The organism is Desulfosporosinus sp. HMP52 (assembly GCF_000765145.1).
Classification (GTDB): domain Bacteria; phylum Bacillota; class Desulfitobacteriia; order Desulfitobacteriales; family Desulfitobacteriaceae; genus Desulfosporosinus.
In genome coordinates, this window is the sequence record NZ_JMGA01000017.1 from 1 (window position 1) to 19485 (window position 19485).

Sequence of the window (19485 nt, forward strand, 5' to 3'; positions counted from 1 at the left end):
ATTGACTCATGATTTATTTTTGAAACTCTTGCGAGTTTCTCTCATTGGCTGTCCTTGTTGTTTAGTTTTCAAAGATCAGGATTTGGCCATAACTTATAACTAAGTACTTCTAGCACTTGTTGTTAATACTATTGTTTCGAGTTATAATTACGAGCTCACCCGTTGTTGATAACCCTTCGTTGCGGCACTCAGTTATAATACCATTTTCAGCAATCGCTGTCAACAAGTTTTTTTCTCTTTTTCGCTGTCTCATCACCTAAGATTTAACTCTCGTGAGCGACATTTGTTATATTACCATATTTCCAAGTAAGGGTCAATGCTTTTTTCGACATTTATTACTGTTTCCGAGAACCCGCTACCTTAATGGAGCAGGGTTCCAGACGTTAATAATAAATAATGTCGAATTAACCAAAAGAAATTTCCCCCGTCTATTCTTTGCTATCAATTATTTTATGCTTTTCTAAGACTGCCCGAATTGTAAACCACTCCACCTCATCAGGAAGGAGATCTTTAATAGGTCGTAACTTTTCTCCTCCTACTTGTCGGATTGCTTCTAAGATATGCACTTCTTGCTCTTTAGGAATAAAATCATCCCAGGGCACATCATGTCCATCCAAACTGCAGCGCACAAAATGATTCTGAACTGTAATAGGAGTAACATTCCTGATTTTCGCAATAGCTTCTAACGAATGCCCTTCTTGATACATTAGGAATGTTTGAAGATGACTGGAGGCTTTCGTATTAGCGGCAATCTCAGGATTACTCTTATCTTGTTGAGCCAAACACTTAGTGCTAACACATTTTTCAGGAGAGCCTTCATTTGTATCAACTGCTGTATCTCCAAAAAACTTCTTAATCACTTCTAAAAATTCGTCCCCGTATTTTTCTAATTTCCGCTCCCCAACTCCACTAACACTAATCATTGCCCTGTGATCCTTTGGACAAATTTGAGCCATTTCTCTTAAGGTACTGTCTGCAAAAATCAGATATGGGGGGAGATTTTCTCGAATAGCTATTTCTCTGCGGAGTTCACGTAGTTTTTCAAACAGACTAACCTCTTCGCTTTCAACACGTAACGGTTTTTGCGTTATTTTCCGAGATACTTTCGCTTCTCCTTTTAAGACCGAAGCTGCATTAGGCTGAAGTTTTACGACTGGGTATTCTCCATTAGATAATTGCAAATATCCCTCTGCAACTAAATAGTTGATGAGATCCTTAATCTCTTGCAAGGGAACTTTATGCATAAGGCCATATGTTGATAGTTCATCAAAGCGAAGTTCTCGTATCTTAGCTTTTCGAGAGCCTTTCAAAACGTCTGCAACCATTCCTATGCCGAACCGTTCTCGCATGCGATAAATGCACGAGAATATTTTTTGAGCTTCCAAGGTAATATCTACAATTTCACGCTCATCGTTACAATTACTACAATTATCACATTTAGCTTGTACATTTTCTTCCCCAAAATACTCTAAAATTGTTTTGCGCAGACACCTAGGGGAATGGCAGTAATCAACCATACCTTGAAGCTTCTTTAACTCATTCATTTTTCGTTCTGGCTGAAAGACTGTCTGTTCAATCAAGAATCTTTGCAATACAACATCCTGAGGAGAAAACAATAAAAGGCACTCTCCTGGTTCTCCATCTCGCCCTGCCCGACCTGCCTCTTGATAGTATGCTTCCATGTTTTTAGGCATATTGTAGTGAATTACATATCGTACATTGGATTTATCAATTCCCATTCCAAAGGCATTTGTAGCCACCATGACGGTTATCTCATCAAAGAGGAAATCCTCCTGGGTTTTTTGGCGGTCTGGGTCACTCATACCAGCATGATATTTACCCACTTTCAAACCGCTTTTCGCCAAAAAACTTTGAAGATTATCTACCTCTTTGCGTGTCGCGGCATAAATAATTCCAGGTTGGTCAACGTGCGCTTTTGTATAATCAAGCACAAATTCCTTCTTGTTTTCTCCTCTAAAGGTAGAGAACATCAGATTTGGACGATCAAATCCTGTAACAAATATACTAGGTTTGTCTAGCTCTAATAATCGGACAATATCCGCCTGAACTTCCTCAGTTGCTGTTGCTGTAAAAGCACCAATGATTGGTTTTTGGGGGAGGGACTTAAGGAATGGCCCCAAATGAAGGTAGCTGGGCCTAAAATCATGGCCCCACTGGGAAACACAATGAGCCTCATCGATTACCAGGAAGGAGACCTGCAACGATTCTAAAAGACTTCGGAAACTATCCGACTCTAATCGTTCAGGGGCTATATACAAAAGCTTATATTTACCCCGGGCTACCCCGTCAATCCGTGACCTTACTTCATTAAGAGAAAGTGAACTATTAATAAACGTCGCGGGAACCCCATATTGTAAAAGGGCATCAACCTGATCTTTCATTAGAGAAATCAGAGGAGAGATTACCAGAGTCGTCCCTTTGAACAATAGGGCTGGTATCTGATAAGCGAGTGACTTTCCCGCTCCTGTCGGCATAATGGCTAGAGTATCTAAGCCCTGGAGTAAACTTCCAATCACTTTTTGCTGGCCATCTCGAAATTGAGTAAACCCGAAATACCTTTGCAATACCTCCAAGGCCTGCTTAATCATAATAATGAACATCTCCTTAAAGTTATCTACTTTATAAGCTGTCCTCATTATAACAAAAAATTAAGCCTAGAGGGGGGACTAACTATTCTTTATTCTTTCATCCCATCCCCCCATTCCAATTAGCGGAACAAAACGTACTCCTCCCAGATCTTCAGTTATCAATTTACCGGACATTGTTTTCTTCACACGTAATAAACTTTGCTCTCCCCTCTCCCCAACCGGAATCACCAAGCGGCCTCCGACAGCTAGTTGATCCAGCAAAGGATCCGGAATAACAGGCCCTCCTGCAGTAACTAAGATAGCATCAAAGGGTGCCCTCTCTTGCCACCCCAGAGTCCCATCCCCAATTCTTACTTCAATATTCTTATACCCTTGTTTTCTAAATCGTTCCTCTGCCAGGCTTGCAAGTACTTGATGCCGTTCTATTGTATAGACCCTCAAGGCAATTCGAGATAATATTGCCGCTGAATAGCCAGAACCTGTTCCTATTTCCAAAACTCGATCACTTGCTTTTAACTTTAACGCCTGAGCCATTAGAGCAACAATATACGGCTGACTAATTGTCTGTCCAGAATCTATTTCAAGTGGAGTATCATAATAGGCTAAGTCTTGTTTATCCTCTCTGACAAATTTGTGCCTAGGAACCAAAGACATGCTATTAATAACAGTCTCGTCTGTTATGTCTCGACTCAGGAGCTGCGTATGAACCATCCACTCACGTTCAGCCCGACGCTCTGAATAGGCATCTATACTATATTCTTTATTCAAATTACTCACCTTTTTTCTGTTTTTGTTATTCTATCCAAGATGAGTATCTTAAATTATAAAATCAAAATAAAACTCAAGGATATTCCCATTTGAGTTTTCTCTTGACTTCTATACTTTTCATTGCGCAAAAGAGTTAGGACATTTTAAATCAAACAATCCAAATAAAGCTGTATTATTCCAATACAAAAAGGCCTATCACAGGATAAGCCTTTTTGTCAGTAAACCCTTAGATTTTAATCAAAGAGTTAATTTCCACCTCTCTAAAACCAATATTGAATTTATTTTAACATTCATTCTAGGACTTTTCAGTAGTTCCCACAATCTTAATAATTTCTATCAGCAGATCTGCCGTTCTATACAAGTCTTCTTCTTTAATTGACTCCTCGGTGGTATGAGGCTTTTGCATTCCCGTCCCTAAAACAGCACAAGGTACACCATAACGGTTATAGTAGTTAGCATCACTGCCGCCACCAGTTACCCCCGTGACGACTTTTAATCCTGCAGACTTAGTAGCCTGACTGGCAATAACTACCACTTGAGATTCCTCAGTTAAAGTAAATGGTTCATATAATCGGATAACTTCAATTTCAGCAGCTGCACCCATTTCTTCGGCACAACGTTGAAAGGCATTACACATTCTATTAGTTTGGATCTCTAGCTTTGTCAAATCTCTACTTCTAGCTTCACAGGCAATAACCACTTCGTCTGGAACTATATTCGTTGCTCTGCCACCCTCAATAGTTCCAATATTCGCTGTTGTTTCTTCATCAATCCTGCCGGTTGTCATGCTAGCGATGGCCTTAGCTGCAACAACGATCGAGCTGACCCCTTCTTCAGGAGCAAAACCAGCATGAGCAGCCCTGCCTTTAATAACTACATTAATACGATCTTGACCCGGAGCTGCAAGAATTATTTCGCCCGGTCCTCCGACACAATCCATGACAAATCCCAGGTCAGCTTTCAAGAGGGTTCTATCCAGATGTTTGACCCCGTTGAGACCCCCTTCTTCAGCAACACTAAAAATAACCTGGATATCGCCATGGGGAATATTTTGCTCTTGGATCGTCCTTAGCACTTCTAAAATAGGAGCTATCCCGGATTTGTCATCGGCTCCTAAGATTGTTGCTCCGGCTGAGCTGATTATTCCATCTTTCATTATCGGCTCAATGTTAAGGCAGGGATCCACTGTGTCCATATGGGCAGACAACAAAATCACGGGTGCTTTTGGAAGATTACCCTTTAGGTAGGCAAAGACATTGCCACAATTCCCTCCAGCTTTTTGACCTGCCTCATCTTCTGTTACTTCCATACCTAAACCAACCAGGCGACTTTTAAGTATGTCGGCGATTTGGCGTTCATTCTTAGTAGGAGAATCAATTTTTATGAGTTCGAAAAACTCTGCCAATAATCTTTCCCGATTAACCATTTTATGTATGCCACCTCACAGTACCAATATCTCCATTATATCTCGGGATTACATGTATATGCCAATGAAACACGGTTTGGCCCGCCGTACTTCCTACATTTGCTCCAATATTATAACCATCAGGATGAAAGCGCTTATCTAACAACTCTTTTACTCTCTTAAGCAGTTCACCAACACTTGCCATCTCCTCAGCCGTGGCATCAAAGAAACTTGAAGCATGATTTTTGGGAACGATTAATACATGTCCTTCACTTACAGGGTATTTGTCATAAAATGCCCGCACAAGGTCATTCTCAACAAGATTAACTTCTGCTGGCAGTGTACAAAATACACATTCATTCATTAATATCCCCCCTATTTCTACGTCCCTAAGCTAAATGGTCTATTATGTTAATTTTGCCTGTTTTCCACTTAAAGTCAAGTGAACTTCCAGTTTAAATGCAAAACACCCACTCAAAGTGGGTGTCAAATTCCCTATGACTGCTTGGGCTTACTAGCTTGTCTTTTTCGCCCTTCCATAAATTAGCCAGCCGAAAAGCATCGAGGCTAGGATAATAAAGGCAGGATGAATATTCACTAAATATAGCAGGGCTATAGTTACAACAGCGATTCCCCAGGTACTGTTTGATGGAAAAGCTTTCTTGCCCATGTCATAAGCAGTTTCTGCAACAAGAACAACTACCACAGGGCGGACTGCCATAAGCATAGCCTGCAGCTCAGGAGAATGGGAGTATTTAATAATCAGACTTCCCAAAAGAACTACTACAATTACCGTAGGGGCAACCGTTCCAATTGTTGCCGCTAAAGCACCTAACCAACCTGCAACCTTATAACCGGTATAAGCTGCCATTTTTGTAGCGATGGGTCCCGGCAACGCATTGCCAATAGCGAGTGCGTCGGCAAATTCTTCGTTATCCATCCAATGATAACGATCAACTGCCTCCGCTTTAACCAGCGGTATTAGTGAAGGACCTCCTCCAAACCCTAAGTTTGAAGCACGAGTAAAACCAATAAATAGGTCCCATAATTTTCTAAGCATGAAAGCACCACCTTGTATTCCAGATTTTTAGCAAGTAATTATGTTATACGATGTAAAATAATTGCTGTAGTTTAAACCAACAGATTTTAGCGGAAAACAACTAATCCAAATAGCATAGAAATTACAATGATTAGTGCAGGGTGCAGCTTCAACCAGAATAATGAAACAACTGTAGCTAAAGCAATCCCCCAAGTTGTTAAATTAGGAAAAGAGCCTATACCCATATCTAATGCGGTTTGAGCTATCAAAACTACGACAACAGGACGAACACCCTTGAGCATTCCTTTTAAAACTGGAGAATTGGAATATTTCATCAAGAAACGGGCCAGCAAAATTACAGCAAGTGAAGTCGGTAGAATTACACCAATATTTGCCACCAAGGCTCCTAACCATCCGGCCTCTTGGTAGCCTACATAACCTGCCAGTTTTGTAGCGATGGGTCCCGGTAAGGCATTTCCAACGGCAAGAGCATCCGTGAATTCCGAATTAGTCATCCAGTGGTACCTTTCCACGACTTCGATTTTAATAAGTGGAATCACCGCCGGACCACCTCCGAAGCCCAAATTGCTGGCTCTAGCAAAGGCAATTAAAAGATCCCAAAGTTGTGATAACATTGTGCTCTCCCTTCTTTCTTGGGTCTAGTCTAAGAATCTCTCACAGACAGATATCATAAGCTTTCTTAAGGTAAGTATATTACCTCAACTTCTCAAATTCAATAGCTTTGGTATACCAAATCATTAATTTTTGTATACCAAATTATTTGGGCATAATTTGATTTAATTATTCTAAAACAACTGCCAAGAACAACTTTCCCAGAGGGCTTATAAGCATAATTGGATCAACTAATCTTTTTCCCAGTAAGCCATTTGTAAGAATGCTCTACTCGAATTCTCGGCATGTCGTTTCGCTACAATCTCAGCTTGAGAACTATCATGTCTGCCTAGTGCCTCAATTATTTCATTATGTTCCACCCAAACTTCTTCTGATCGACCAGGTTTTGAATATGCCAGTTGAGTGAACTTGGTAATATACTCGTGCAAAGTATAAAGAAAACTGTAAACTCTTGGACTTTCAGCAGCCTTATAAATTATCTCATGAAATTTATCATTTAATTGGTTAGATTTTTTGAAATTACCCTTACCATGTTCTTCAGTAATTTGCTTTGCTAAAGATTCTAATCGTTTTAAATCCCGGGGTTTAATCTTTGTTGCTGCAATACTACAAATAAGCGCTTCTAACGAAGTCCTAATAGCAAGAATCTCAATAATATCTGCTTTGGAGAAACCAGAAACTACTACCCCTTTACGCGGGATATGTGTTACCAACCTTTCTAAGACAAGTTGATTAATTGCTTCACGAACAGGAGTTCTGCTAATTCCTAGTTGTTCTGCAATAGTACGTTCTACCAATTTCTGACCCGGTTCCAGTTTTTTATCTAAGATTGCATTCCTCAAAATCGCAAACACCGAATCTCTTATATGACCTTTATTATCTATCTTAATGGGTGAAAAATGATACGCCACTTTCCTTCTCCCCTTTATGTTTTTAAACTTCCAGTTAAGGCAATTATAATTCTGTAGACACCTAAGACGCAAGTTAAATGGTATACCAAATACCAAGCGTAAAAAATTAAGCAAACTGTATCTTGAATGATACAGTTTGCTTATCTGCTCAAGCATGCTATTTTCCAACTTTCATTTCAACCTTTCCAATAGGGATATTTGTTATTGGATTATTTCTAAATCATAGGGATCATAGGCAAATTCCTCCTGTAGAATATCTAAGCGAACTATTATAAAGAGTCCCATTTCATCGCATTCAATTCGTATCACGGTTCCAAGACAATGACTACAAGTCTCCACCCGGTCACCAACCTGAAATCGTTGTTTGTAAAAAGGCGAAAAATCCGTTTGAGTTTCATAATATTGTTGGTTCATAGACATCCCCCCATTCCATGAATCAGTATTCTAGAAGGCGCATAAAGCTGAAAACTGCAATTTTCCTCACACTAATATTTCACTCACCAACAGGCAGTGGTATTATTCAATAATAGTTGTAATTGATTAATTTTCAGTTAACTTAACCGCTCAATGATTCTTAAGTTTAGCCTCATAACGTTGCAACTTTTGATGCAACTCATTTAATGCACCTTGTCCAAAGCGTTTTAAGTTCAGTAATTGACTGTCTGTTGTCTCACGCAACTCATCGAGTGTATCTATGCCAGCAATTTTAAGAAGATTGTAAGTCCTAGAGGTTAAGCCTAATACAGATATATCAGGGGACTCAAGTAATTTGGAACAGAGGTATTCACATTTTTTAGCATCTTCCTTCAGTTTGTATGTTCTCTGACAAAGAGAACATACATATATTGTAATTTGCGTTTCTAGGATCATGTTGCATCCTCCCCTCTTTTTCATAAATTTACTTCTTACCAACTTCAGTACTCACATCCCTTTGTGATTCTTTTAGTCAATTAAAGTCTAGCATTGCCCTCCCACTATGTCTATAGCTAATACGTATTGACATAATCAATTATTTTTATTCCAAAACTGTATCAGGGTAAACTACAATCGCCAAACTAAAAGACCTCTAGAAATCAAATTTTCTAGAGATCTTTTAAATGATTGCTGCAAAGATTACTTTTAGATAAAATAAGGGTGATGCAACAGAGCTATGATTATACTACTCCTCGTATAATTAATTTAGCTAACTAATTTCTAGCCTAGTAAGCCGCTATTTGCTCACTAAAGGGGAAACAAGGGAAAGGTCTCCTTCCTTCTCTCTAACCAATTTTTGTCTAATTTGAGATTGAACTGCTACATCAAAAATTATTGGGTAGATCTTCTTAACCAGTTCTGACGGAAGTTTTAATTCATTGCCAAGAGCAGTCAATCTTTGAATCACTTCCTTCTCTCGAGAACTGTCCTTCACTCTATCCAAACGTTTTTGATCTGCGACTTTACTTACTATCTCCATGCGAGCAGCTAAACGCTCGATAATTTCTTGATCAATGTTGTCAATTTGTCCTCGCAAAGAATCAAGAGTCTCTTCTTCACAATTTCTTTCACCGGCAAAGATTCTATTAACTGCTTCCGCCACGACTCCTAATTCTCCAGCTAACTGGATGAGTTGCTCGGGGTGTAGGGATTGAGGCCCATCACTGACAGCCTCTGCAGGATTTGGATGCATCTCAATCAACAGACCGTCTGCTCCAGAGGCAATTGCTGCCTTAGACAAGGAAGCAATCAAATCTCTTCTCCCTGCTGCATGGCTTGGATCAACAATCACCGGAAGATGGGAAAGCTCCTTAGCAACTCCAACAGCACTGAGATCAAGGGTGTTTCTTGTACTGGGTTCATAAGTTCGAATTCCCCTTTCACAAAGGATGACATTAGGGTTACCTGAGGATAGGATATATTCAGCTGCATACAGCCATTCCTCAATTGTTGCTGATAATCCCCGTTTCAGGATTATTGGTTTATTAATTTTACCCGCCATTTTCAACAACTCAAAGTTTTGCATATTACGAGCGCCTATTTGGATAATATCAATATCATTGACCACTAATTCAAGACTTGGAGCATCTATTACTTCTGTTACACAGAGCAAGCCTTGTTCCTTAGCTGCCTGCACTAAATAATTAAGCCCCTCTCGCCCTAGGCCTTGGAAGCTATAGGGAGAGGTACGAGGTTTGAATACTCCACCACGCAGGATTTTCCCTCCCGCTTTTTTTACGGTCTCCGCCGATTGGCTCATTTGGATGCTTGATTCTACAGCACAAGGTCCACCGATCAGGATTATTTCTTTGCCTCCTATGGTCACTCCATTAATCTCTATAGTGCTGCGCTCTGCCTTTAACCCTGCTAATCTTAAATCTTTCATAATAAAAAGCCTCCTAAATATTTAAATTAAAAAAGTCCACGGCACATCCCTTCCACAGGGACGAAAGCCGTGGACTTCCGCGTTACCACCCATTTTGACCAAAATTGGCCCACTCATCAAAAGGTACAGGTCTATCAAATACTCGTGTTTGTCGAATATGCAAGGTTAGCAAAATAAAAAGCATCTCATCCCTCTGCAGGGACGAGATGCTGTATCTCGCGTTACCACCCAACTTAAGCCAAAAAGGCCACTCGACAAAGGTACGGGAATTGATATCCGATACCCCCTTCTTGTTAACGGTGAAGAACCGTCCAAGCCTACTATATAAAACGTTCAGCCGGCAGCTCGGGAGGGAACTTCATCTATCACTACACATAGAAGAGCTTACAGTCGAGACTCTTCCTCCCTGAAAGGTAATAAATAGGTTACTTTACTCCGTCATAGCCTTTAATGATTTAATTGAAACTAATTATAACACGCTGACTAGTTTTGTCAACTAGTTACTAAATAAAAAACAGAGCCCATTTTGGACTCTGTCAGATGACTTATTCACGTTCTACTTAGGATTTGGACCAAGCCAATAAGGCTGTAGCGATTGTAACAATGCCAAGGCAGTAATATAACTTGTCTATCAGTCTGAATTTGCCATGAATTTCATCTCACCAACTAGCATATCCAATTGAGTGAAGGTTTATACATGGATTCAAAAATACTTTTCCTCTGCCAATAATACTTAACTCAGCTCATGAATGAACAATCCGCTTCTAAGCTTTGGTTCAAACCAAGTAGATTTTGGCGGCATTAACTCACCAGCATCGGATACTTCAAACAATTCATTAATTGAAGTTGGAAACATGGCAAAGGCAAGCTTCATATCAGTGCTTACTCGTTTCTCAAGTTCTTTAAGTCCTCTTATTCCACCGACAAAGTCGATTCTTTTGTCAGTTCTTATGTCTTTAATATTAAGAATGGGAATTAATAAAAAATTTTGAAGCATTGCCACATCAAGTCCCTCGACAGGATTGACAGAACGGATCTCATCCTTTGCCGTCAGCTTATACCATACTTCTTCTAGGTACATTCCGAATACAGCCTTTGTCTCCGGCTTATAGGGTTCTGTTCCAAGCTCTTCAACGATGAAGTTTTTTGCTACCTTAGTTAGAAAATCTTCTTTACTAAGACCATTTAAATCTTTCACAACTCGATTATAATCTAAAATCATTAATTGGTCATGGGGAAAAAGAACAGAAAGGAAATAGTTGAATTCTTCGTCTCCCGTATAGTTAGGATTGTCGGCCCGTCTTTTCAAGCCAACTTTCACTGCTGAAGCTGTTCTGTGGTGTCCATCTGCAATATAGATACTTTCTATGTTTTTAAACTCAGTGGAGATTGTTTCCATGTCGTCTTGGTTCGCAATTCTCCACACTCTATGCCCAACTCCATCGGTTGCAACAAAATCATAGATGGATTTTTCCTGTTTTATTCTTTCGATCACAGTGTTGATAGTTTCTTGAGCACGATAGGCTAAGAAGATAGGTCCGGTATGGGCAGCACAAATATCCACATGATTTATTCGATCGATCTCTTTGTCTTCTCTGGTTTTCTCATGTTTTTTTATAACATTAGTAAGGTAGTCATCAATGGAGGCGCATCCCACTAAACCAGTTTGGGTACGTCCTGCCATAGTTAGTTCGTAGGCATAATAACAATTCTGAGCTTCCTTAATTAAGATGCCTTGGCTTATCATGTCTTGAAGAATATCTCTGGCTTTCTCATAAACCTGGATATCGTAAGGGTTAAAACTCTCAGGAAATTGGGTCTCAGCTCTATCAACTTTCAAAAAGGATAAAGGCTCCTTCAATACTTCCTGCAAAGCCTCTTCTCGATTAAATACATCATAGGGCAGTGCCGCTACTTTGTTTGCCACTTCTTCTTTAGGCCTAAGGGCTTTAAATGGTCTGACTGTTGCCAAAGCTTAACCTCCAATTCATAAACTTCTTAACACTCAATTTACTACTTAATGATTCTAACCTTTAAGACTCCGTCAATTTCCTTTATCTTATTTGCTAGTTCTGGAGTGGCAGGAGATTCAATATCCAGAATAGTATAGGCATACTTTCCTTTGCTTTTATTAATCATGTCCGGGATATTGATGTTTTCTTTAGCAACGGTTGAGGTAAATTGACTGAGCATGTTCGGTATGTTTCTGTGATTAATGGCTATACGTCCAACCTGGTTGCATACTCCCATATCACAATTGGGATAATTAACCGAATTCTTGATGTTTCCATTTTCCAGGTAGTCCATTATCTGCTTTACTGCCATAACTGCACAGTTATCTTCTGATTCAATCGTTGAAGCACCTAAATGAGGAACCGTAATTACACCATTAACTCCACACACCTTGGGATTTGGAAAATCTGTGACATAGCGGCCAACCTTTCCCGACTCCAAGGCTTCAACAATGTCATCATCAATAACTAAGGTATCCCTGGAAAAGTTTAATAGTTTAACGCCATCTTTCATCATGGCAAAGGTTTCTTTATTAAACATTCCCTTAGTTGAATCGGTTAGAGGCACATGAACCGTAATAAAATCACATTCTCTGTAGATCTCTTCTAAAGACTTTGCTTGTTTGATATATTTTGAAAGGTTCCAAGCTGCATCCACAGAAATGAATGGGTCATATCCATAGACCTCCATGTCCAGCTTATTCAAGGCATTAGCAACTAAAATTCCTATAGCACCTAATCCTATGACACCCAGTTTTTTTCCTCTAATTTCTGTCCCAGCAAACTTGGCCTTGTTCTTCTCAACAAGTTTAGCTACCTCCGGATCGTCCTTGCAGGAATTCACCCAGTTGACTCCCCCAAAAATATCCCTTGAGGCAATGATTAGCGAGGCAATGACAATTTCTTTTACTCCATTAGCATTTGCACCCGGAGTGTTAAAAACTACAGTTCCGTTTTCAGCACATTTCTCCAACGGAATGTTATTTACACCGGCGCCTGCTCTGGCGATAGCTTCTAGGGTACTAGGCAATTCCAATTCATGGAGACTTGAACTTCTTACGAGTACTGCATCGGCATCGTTGAATTGCTCCACCATTTGATAATTATCTGTAAACAGGTCTAAACCAACATTAGCTATTTTATTGATACAATTAACATTAAACATTTCTTTCACCTCATAATTATATTTACTGATCCAACCATGGATTTGCTTTTAACAATTTTCTTCTTCAAACTTCTTCATAAACGCAACTAGAGCCTTAACTCCGTCGATGGGCATGGCGTTGTAAATACTTGCTCTCATACCACCCACAGTTCTATGTCCTTTTAGGTTTTCAAATCCGGCAGCTTTAGCTTCCTTAATAAATTTAGCATCTAACTCGTCAGAACCTGTGACAAAAGGAACATTCATTAATGAGCGATCCTGCTTTACAACAGTCCCGCGAAACAGCTTACTGGAATCAAGATAATCATATAAAATTGAAGCCTTTTCTACATTGATTTTCTTCATTGCCTCGAGTCCGCCTAGGTTTTGAATCCACTTAAACACTTTACCGCAAATATAAATACCATAAGCCGGAGGGGTATTATACAGTGACTTGTTATCAGCATGCACCTTATAGCGCAGCATGGTTGGCGTTCCCGGCAGGACATCCTCAGTAATTAAGTCTTCACGGATAATGACAACCACTACACCGGCAGGGCCAATATTTTTTTGAACTCCTGCAAAAATCAGTCCATATTTTGTAACATCTACAGGTTCAGATAATATGTCCGAAGACATATCAGCAACTAGAACCTTATCCCCAGTGTCGGGTAATTGATGATACTTAGTTCCGTATATTGTGTTGTTATGGCAAATATAAACATAATCAGCGTCATCCGAAATCTTTAAGTTGTTCAAGTCGGGAATATAAGTAAAGGTCTTATCCTCAGAAGAAGCAATAACATTAATCTTTCCAAATAATTTCCCTTCAGCGATTGCTTTTTTTGCCCATTGCCCAGTGTTAATGTGATCGGCTACTTTGTTTTTCATTAAGTTCATAGGTATCATGGCAAACTGTTGGGATGCACCGCCTTGAAGAAATAAGACCTTGTAATTATCAGGAATCTGCAGTAGATCTCGAAGGTCTTTTTCAGCCTCAGTAATAATTTGTTCAAAAGCTTTAGAACGATGACTCATTTCCATAACGGACATGCCCGTTCCGTTATAATCCAGCATCTCCGCTGCTGCCTCTTTTAACACCTCTTCAGGTAATACAGCAGGTCCTGCAGAAAAATTATAAATTCTTGACATATCAAATCCTCCTCTATCTTTTACTTTTTTAACTAGAAAAAATCAAATTAGCTTACTTTGCTATCTAATAGGTGTATTGCCTCAAAGAAAACTTTTCTAAGTTAGATTTACATTTGAGCGTATATTCCCTAGCCGCAATCACCATCTTTTACAACTTATAAATTATTCCTCCTTTTAAATTATATTGATAATTTGTATAAATTTGGTTTACTGGAGAAAAACAAAACCCACCCCAGTATTGGGGCGGGAATTCCGCGGTGCCACCCAAGTTTCAGCCGTTTAGTCGCAACAGGAAACAAACGCTTAAAAATAAACAAAACCCCTCATCCCAATTAGGGACGAGAGGTTATTCCCGCGTTGCCACCCATGTTGCCGAAACGGCCAACTTATGTCCGCAATATCGGGCGGAACCCGTCACAATTCATCATTGGCCACTCCAGGATGGAATCCTTCAACTCTGTAGACTGACTTGCACCAACCGTCAGTTCTCTTAACTCTAGGAGCTGGGGACTTCCCTTCATTGTGTTAGTTGTTTGCGTTTTGAATTATTTAGATTCTAAACGATCCTCGGTTCCGTGTCAAGTATTTATTTTCCACTTTTTGATTCCAGAAAAGAAAAAACTTTATGAATGAGGAAGCTGCCGCTAATCAATATGTAAAACACTCCATCCAGTAAAATACAATCCTTACCCCTGCCAGCGCTTAGCCTTCTCGAAATCAATTCCAAATTGATCAAGTATCTTCATAACATGATGATTTATTATGTCTTGTATGGTTTGAGGATGATTATAGAAAGCAGGCATAGGAGGTATAATCCTCACCCCAATTCTAGCTAATTTAAGCATATTTTCCATATGAATTGGACTCAGAGGAGTCTCTCTTGGACTCAAGATAAGGGTTCTGCCTTCTTTGAGCATCACGCCTGCTGTCCGAGATATAAGATTATCATCATAACCGTTGGCTATCGAACTCAACGTCTTCATACTGCAGGGCAAAATAACCATTCCATCAGTCCTAAAGGATCCACTGGAGGTTTTTGCTCCCAAGTTCTTATTGTCGTAGACTTCAGCAGCCAAGCTTTCCATATCCTTCAAGGAATAGTCGGTTTCTATTTTCAGGTTTTCTTTAGCCCAATCGCTCATTATCAGATGAACATTCACTTTCCCAGTTTCCCGAAGAGCTCTCATTAAATTTATCGCGTAAATTGTTCCCGTTGCTCCTGTAACTCCTACAACAATTTCCATGTTTCATCTCCTGCCCATGCATACCTCTATGTATTACTATTTTCCACTAAAGAATATCATATTCCTGATTTAACTGAAATCCTTTATACCTAGTTTTATTTCTCTCTCCACATTGTTCAATAACCATTCTAATTAACACAAAAAAGAATACCTAGCTATCCTACTAGGTATCCTAATCTATTCATATTTTTTAATAATCTCTTCCGCAACCAGTGCCTGAGAAAGACGCAAATCCATTGCTCTTTTCTGGATTAGGCGAAAGGCTTGGGGCTCGCTCATATTTAACTTTTCTACAAGCAGCCATTTAGCTTGCTCAAGTATCTTACGTTCATCCATTCGTTTCTTTAAACTATCCCGCTCGTTAATAAGCTGAGTCATGGAATTTCGTACTGAGAGTGCAAACCGAGCAGTTTGAAGCAGTGTCAAACGATTAATGGGCTTTGGCAAAATTAGTGCATTTATTTTCTCAAGACTACATTGCATGTCAAGTAGCTGTTCCGGCCTTGAAATGACTACTATACCAGCAGACGTTTTCTCATGAGCATCAAAGACTAAATCTGTACCCTGTTCATCGGGTAACGGAGTGCTTATAATGACTAAATCAAATCCCGTGCTAAAAAAATTCCTGCGCGCTTCATTGGCTGATTGAGCGCAGCTAACCGGATAAAAGCCTTCTTTTACGAGCATTGTCTGTATGCTGCTCGCCATTTCAGCTTTTCCACAAACAACTAAAACACTCCCTGCGCTCACTACAATCACCCCTTTATGCAGGGAAACTATTTCTAATAGGCCTTTAGATATTTTTCAATTTCCCATGCATGAACTGAATTATCGTAGTCTTCCCATTCTAAGACCTTTGCGGTCAGATATTTATTAAACGCATGTGAACCCAGTGTCGATTGAATCAGAGGATCTTTCTTCATCTCTTCAAGCGCAAATAACAAATTTGAAGGTAAGCGCTCTAGCTTTAGATTTTCTTCCTGTTCAGCTGTCAGGGTGTAAATATTGACATTAACCGGATCAGGCAGGGATAAATTTCTGTTTAATCCATCAAGCCCCGCTTCCAATAGCAATGCTAAAGTAAAATATGGATTGCAGCTGGGGTCAGGACTTCTAAGTTCAAGTCTGGTTCCTTCACCCCTAGGAGCAGGAACTCTCAGTAATGGGCTCCTGTTCATATGAGACCAGGCAATATGCACTGGAGCTTCAAAGCCCGGTTGTAAACGTTTATAGGAGTTAATGAGGGGATTAGCGATGGCAGTAATCCCTTTGATATGGTTTAGGAGCCCGGCGGCAAACTGCTTAGCCGTGTCGGATATATCTGATTGAGTTTGACCTCCACTAAAAAGGTTGTTACCATTTTTAGTTAAGGACATATTAATATGCATTCCCGAACCATTAACGCCTGGAAGTGGTTTGGGCATAAAGGTGGCATGTAAACCATTGCGCTGAGCAATAATCTTTACAACCATTTTAAAAGTCATAATGCTATCTGCTGCAGTAAGGGCATCAGTGTACCTAAAATCGATTTCATGTTGTCCCGCCGCAGTTTCATGATGGGAAGTCTCAATTTCAAATCCCATTTCCTCTAAAACAATGCAAATTTCACGACGAGTGTTTTCACCCAAGTCAATGGGTGCTAAATCACAATAACTGGCTGAATCATGGGTAATTGTGGTGGGTTGGCCTTCATCATCGTTATAAAACATAAAAAACTCACATTCCGGGCCAACCTGAAAAGTGTATCCCAAATCTTGGGCTTTCTTTATAGTTCGTTTGAGAATATAACGGGGATCACCTTCAAACTGAGAACCATCATGGTTTTTAATATCGCAAATTATTCTGGCAACTTTACCTTGTTGTGGCCTCCAAGGAATAATCGAAAATGTACTCGGGTCTGGAAAAAGAAACATATCTGATGATTCAATACCAGAAAACCCGGCCACTGCCGAGCCATCAAACATGACTCCATTTTGGAAGGCGTTAGCAAGCTGTTTATCTGTGATAGCTATGTTCTTCATCCGACCATAAATATCTGTAAACTGAAGTCGAATAAACCGAACGTCGTTTTCTTTCACAAACTTGAGACATTCCTCTTTTGATAAATTCAATTAAGATTCTCTCCTTTCCTAAAGCCAAAGTTATGATTAATTATATCGGCTTGGACTTATTATATCCCATATAAGTCCCAGATGTATTCTTAGGTCATTATGCAAAATACTTGGGAAAAGATTTTTAGTCCATCACCTCGTAATTCAATGTACAAAGAATCAAAAAACCTTGGCTGGGGCCAAGCGTTCAGGTATCATTCAAGTACCCTAATAATACTTCTTGACCGTAAAAAAAGGGACGCTTTTAAGAAATTGTACTTGAATCAAGTACAAAATACTATAAAGCGCCTTTGCTTCACCATTCAATATGGGAGTTTATACACTTAAAGTAACATAGAGACTGCCTTAGATTCAACTGTTTTTCCCCATGTATACAATATTAAATCACTTTATTAGAAATTCACTAGCTTTTCGATAATGGACTGAAACGCCACTGGAAGTGGAATTATTCTTAAATCCTCTGATGAAACCCATTTACCCATATTACTTTTCCTCACTTTTAAAGCTTCCAACTGATATGTCCCTTGTATTTCTCTTAGAAGTGAGGATCTTGTTGGTTCAGTTTCTCCCAAATCGCAGCCTACTCTATATTTTTTATCAAGATCAATAATTAACCAGATTAGTTCCCAACGACGATGGCTGAAGGTATACCAAACTGGACCATGAAACTCTATCCCGTGCTTAAAGTCTTCCTCCACTTGCCTTTCATACTCACTTTCAGGTATTGCCTGTCGAAAAAGGCTCAAGTACGTATCTATAGAAATTGTCGAAAGACTGTTAGTAAAGTTCTGCAGATCATCTTGACTCAATTCCACACCCGGAAGTTCCCATAAATCAGCCAACAGCCCCTTTGAAGGACGTTTTTGTAGATAAATTTGATTTTCTTTACGTAGAACAAAGGTCAGACGAGTGACCTCTTGGCGTTGACTCTTAGGCTTTTTGACCGGATAATGTTGAACATCTCCCTGCAAATATCCCTCACAAAATTGTGCTAAAGGACAAGCCTCGCAGTGGGGTCTTGTTGGTTTACAAACCATGGCACCCAACTCCATTAATGCCTGGTTAAAATCCCCCGGGTTTTGATCCGATTGCCATGTCATCAGGCTTTCTCTAAAGTATCGCAGGCTGCGAGTGGTTTCAATTGGTTCCGGCCAAGCTAAAAGACGGGACACTACCCTCTTAACATTTCCATCAATAGCTGCAACTCTTTGTCCGAAGGCGATGCTGGCAACAGCTCCAGCTGTATAGTCTCCGATCCCTGGAATCTTTACAAGCGCTTCGTAATCTTTGGGGATTATTCCACCAAGGTTTTGAATCAGATACCTGGCCCCTTCCCACAAGCGACGGGCTCGAGAATAGTATCCCAGACCACTCCAAATTGCTAATACATCGTCAAGATTAGACTCTCCCAAATGTTCAACGCTGGGAAAGCGATCCAAAAACCGTTCATAATATGGGATAACCGTTTTTACTTGGGTTTGCTGCAGCATAACCTCTGATACCCAAATTGCATAGGGATTCCCAGTCTTTCGCCAAGGCAAATCCCTTTTTACAGTAGAGTACCAATCCAACAATCGGGTTGATAGATGCTGATTCTTTATTATTTCAGGTAACTTAGGGTTAGTTGATTTCATTTCTGTCGTCTCCTATAGTTGCTATAACTAATCCACTACTTGTTTATCAGTATTAAGCCTACTAGGCAAAACACTACTCCAATGATTTGATTAACGGCAAAACCTTCTTTGTAAAACAAAATCCCTATTGGGATAAGCATAATCGCAAGAATAATATTGGCTACCAAGGATCCGACACTCAAATTCCACCCTACTCTGTAGGCCAGCAAATAACCTAATTCAAGCCCTACTATGGCTGCGCCAAGGGCATAGCTTGTCCAATTCAAATCGCTAAAAGATTGGAAAAAGCTTTTATCTGTCTTGTAAAAAGGAAATGCAATCAGGGTTAAAAGGGCTGCTGTCAGGTAGGTAACCAGCAAAGCTGAAAAAGGGTTAGCACTCTGAGGGGTAGATTTTTGGCAGATATTATAAATAACATTTGATGTTACGATTAGGAAGATAGGGAAGAAGTACATAAACATAAA

The 19485-nt window shown here is 39.8% G+C and carries 18 protein-coding genes and 1 other annotated feature; all 18 genes read right to left on the reverse strand.

The features are described from left to right. Positions 1-428: 428 nt before the first annotated feature. Positions 429-2609: a DNA helicase RecQ gene (gene recQ, locus DP73_RS06290; protein ID WP_034598306.1), complete on the reverse strand. Its 2181-nt coding sequence runs from the start codon at positions 2607-2609 to the stop codon at positions 429-431. A 78-nt stretch (positions 2610-2687) separates the two neighbouring features. After that, positions 2688-3377, reverse strand: a complete 690-nt coding sequence (locus DP73_RS06295; RefSeq protein ID WP_034598307.1) for a protein-L-isoaspartate(D-aspartate) O-methyltransferase — start codon at positions 3375-3377, stop codon at positions 2688-2690. A gap of 295 nt (positions 3378-3672) precedes the next feature. Next, positions 3673-4803 carry a M20/M25/M40 family metallo-hydrolase gene (locus DP73_RS06300; RefSeq protein WP_034598308.1) on the reverse strand — a complete coding sequence of 377 codons (1131 nt, stop codon included), beginning with the start codon at positions 4801-4803 and terminating at the stop codon, positions 3673-3675. Position 4804: 1 nt separating this feature from the next. Beyond that, positions 4805-5146, reverse strand: coding sequence for an HIT family protein (locus DP73_RS06305; protein WP_034598309.1), 342 nt, complete (start codon positions 5144-5146; stop codon positions 4805-4807). A 150-nt stretch (positions 5147-5296) separates the two neighbouring features. Continuing rightward, positions 5297-5842, reverse strand: a complete 546-nt coding sequence (locus tag DP73_RS06310) for a chromate transporter (RefSeq protein WP_034598310.1) — start codon at positions 5840-5842, stop codon at positions 5297-5299. An 86-nt stretch (positions 5843-5928) separates the two neighbouring features. Continuing rightward, positions 5929-6456 carry a chromate transporter gene (locus DP73_RS06315; protein ID WP_034598311.1) on the reverse strand — a complete coding sequence of 176 codons (528 nt, stop codon included), beginning with the start codon at positions 6454-6456 and terminating at the stop codon, positions 5929-5931. Between the two features lie 228 nt (positions 6457-6684). Beyond that, the gene (locus DP73_RS06320) at positions 6685-7365 is read right to left on the reverse strand and encodes a GntR family transcriptional regulator (RefSeq protein WP_034598312.1); all 681 of its coding nucleotides are present in this window, start codon (positions 7363-7365) and stop codon (positions 6685-6687) included. Between the two features lie 201 nt (positions 7366-7566). Next, positions 7567-7779, reverse strand: coding sequence for a hypothetical protein (locus tag DP73_RS06325; RefSeq protein WP_034598314.1), 213 nt, complete (start codon positions 7777-7779; stop codon positions 7567-7569). Positions 7780-7929: 150 nt separating this feature from the next. Next, positions 7930-8235 carry a DNA-directed RNA polymerase subunit alpha C-terminal domain-containing protein gene (locus DP73_RS06330; protein ID WP_034598316.1) on the reverse strand — a complete coding sequence of 102 codons (306 nt, stop codon included), beginning with the start codon at positions 8233-8235 and terminating at the stop codon, positions 7930-7932. A gap of 340 nt (positions 8236-8575) precedes the next feature. Beyond that, complete coding sequence (locus DP73_RS06335; protein ID WP_034598317.1) at positions 8576-9724, reverse strand: bifunctional 3-deoxy-7-phosphoheptulonate synthase/chorismate mutase; 1149 nt, start codon at positions 9722-9724, stop codon at positions 8576-8578. A gap of 53 nt (positions 9725-9777) precedes the next feature. Then, positions 9778-10175: a binding site (T-box leader), on the reverse strand. Between the two features lie 282 nt (positions 10176-10457). Then, entirely contained in the window at positions 10458-11696 is a 1239-nt protein-coding gene (locus DP73_RS06340) for a DUF1015 family protein (RefSeq protein ID WP_034598318.1), read from the reverse strand. 41 nt (positions 11697-11737) lie between these two features. After that, the gene (locus DP73_RS06345) at positions 11738-12901 is read right to left on the reverse strand and encodes a phosphoglycerate dehydrogenase (RefSeq protein WP_034598320.1); all 1164 of its coding nucleotides are present in this window, start codon (positions 12899-12901) and stop codon (positions 11738-11740) included. Positions 12902-12949: 48 nt separating this feature from the next. Next, entirely contained in the window at positions 12950-14032 is a 1083-nt protein-coding gene (gene serC, locus DP73_RS06350; protein ID WP_034598325.1) for a 3-phosphoserine/phosphohydroxythreonine transaminase, read from the reverse strand. Between the two features lie 686 nt (positions 14033-14718). After that, positions 14719-15276, reverse strand: a complete 558-nt coding sequence (locus DP73_RS06355; RefSeq protein WP_034598326.1) for a UbiX family flavin prenyltransferase — start codon at positions 15274-15276, stop codon at positions 14719-14721. A 177-nt stretch (positions 15277-15453) separates the two neighbouring features. Then, positions 15454-16026: an ANTAR domain-containing protein gene (locus tag DP73_RS06360; protein ID WP_034598327.1), complete on the reverse strand. Its 573-nt coding sequence runs from the start codon at positions 16024-16026 to the stop codon at positions 15454-15456. A 32-nt stretch (positions 16027-16058) separates the two neighbouring features. Beyond that, a complete protein-coding gene (gene glnA / locus DP73_RS06365; protein WP_034598328.1) occupies positions 16059-17387 on the reverse strand; it encodes a type I glutamate--ammonia ligase in 1329 nt (442 codons plus the stop codon). A gap of 392 nt (positions 17388-17779) precedes the next feature. Next, on the reverse strand, positions 17780-19021 hold the full coding sequence (gene mutY / locus DP73_RS06370; RefSeq protein ID WP_052090429.1) for an A/G-specific adenine glycosylase: 1242 nt from the start codon (positions 19019-19021) through the stop codon (positions 17780-17782). Positions 19022-19056: 35 nt separating this feature from the next. Next, the gene (locus tag DP73_RS06375) at positions 19057-19482 is read right to left on the reverse strand and encodes an EamA family transporter (RefSeq protein WP_034598329.1); all 426 of its coding nucleotides are present in this window, start codon (positions 19480-19482) and stop codon (positions 19057-19059) included. Between the last annotated feature and the right edge of the window lie 3 nt (positions 19483-19485).

What these genes read in the sequence shown, in the direction of transcription:
- recQ (WP_034598306.1), bottom strand. Translation starts at nt 2,609, where the DNA reads ATGATTAAGCAGGCCTTGGAGGTATTGCAAAGGTATTTCGGGTTTACT.
- DP73_RS06300 (WP_034598308.1), bottom strand. Translation starts at nt 4,803, where the DNA reads ATGGTTAATCGGGAAAGATTATTGGCAGAGTTTTTCGAACTCATAAAA.
- DP73_RS06305 (WP_034598309.1), bottom strand. Translation starts at nt 5,146, where the DNA reads ATGAATGAATGTGTATTTTGTACACTGCCAGCAGAAGTTAATCTTGTT.
- DP73_RS06310 (WP_034598310.1), bottom strand. Translation starts at nt 5,842, where the DNA reads ATGCTTAGAAAATTATGGGACCTATTTATTGGTTTTACTCGTGCTTCA.
- DP73_RS06315 (WP_034598311.1), bottom strand. Translation starts at nt 6,456, where the DNA reads ATGTTATCACAACTTTGGGATCTTTTAATTGCCTTTGCTAGAGCCAGC.
- DP73_RS06325 (WP_034598314.1), bottom strand. Translation starts at nt 7,779, where the DNA reads ATGAACCAACAATATTATGAAACTCAAACGGATTTTTCGCCTTTTTAC.
- DP73_RS06330 (WP_034598316.1), bottom strand. Translation starts at nt 8,235, where the DNA reads ATGATCCTAGAAACGCAAATTACAATATATGTATGTTCTCTTTGTCAG.
- DP73_RS06335 (WP_034598317.1), bottom strand. Translation starts at nt 9,724, where the DNA reads ATGAAAGATTTAAGATTAGCAGGGTTAAAGGCAGAGCGCAGCACTATA.
- DP73_RS06345 (WP_034598320.1), bottom strand. Translation starts at nt 12,901, where the DNA reads ATGTTTAATGTTAATTGTATCAATAAAATAGCTAATGTTGGTTTAGAC.
- serC (WP_034598325.1), bottom strand. Translation starts at nt 14,032, where the DNA reads ATGTCAAGAATTTATAATTTTTCTGCAGGACCTGCTGTATTACCTGAA.
- DP73_RS06355 (WP_034598326.1), bottom strand. Translation starts at nt 15,276, where the DNA reads ATGGAAATTGTTGTAGGAGTTACAGGAGCAACGGGAACAATTTACGCG.
- mutY (WP_052090429.1), bottom strand. Translation starts at nt 19,021, where the DNA reads ATGAAATCAACTAACCCTAAGTTACCTGAAATAATAAAGAATCAGCAT.
- DP73_RS06375 (WP_034598329.1), bottom strand. Translation starts at nt 19,482, where the DNA reads ATGTTTATGTACTTCTTCCCTATCTTCCTAATCGTAACATCAAATGTT.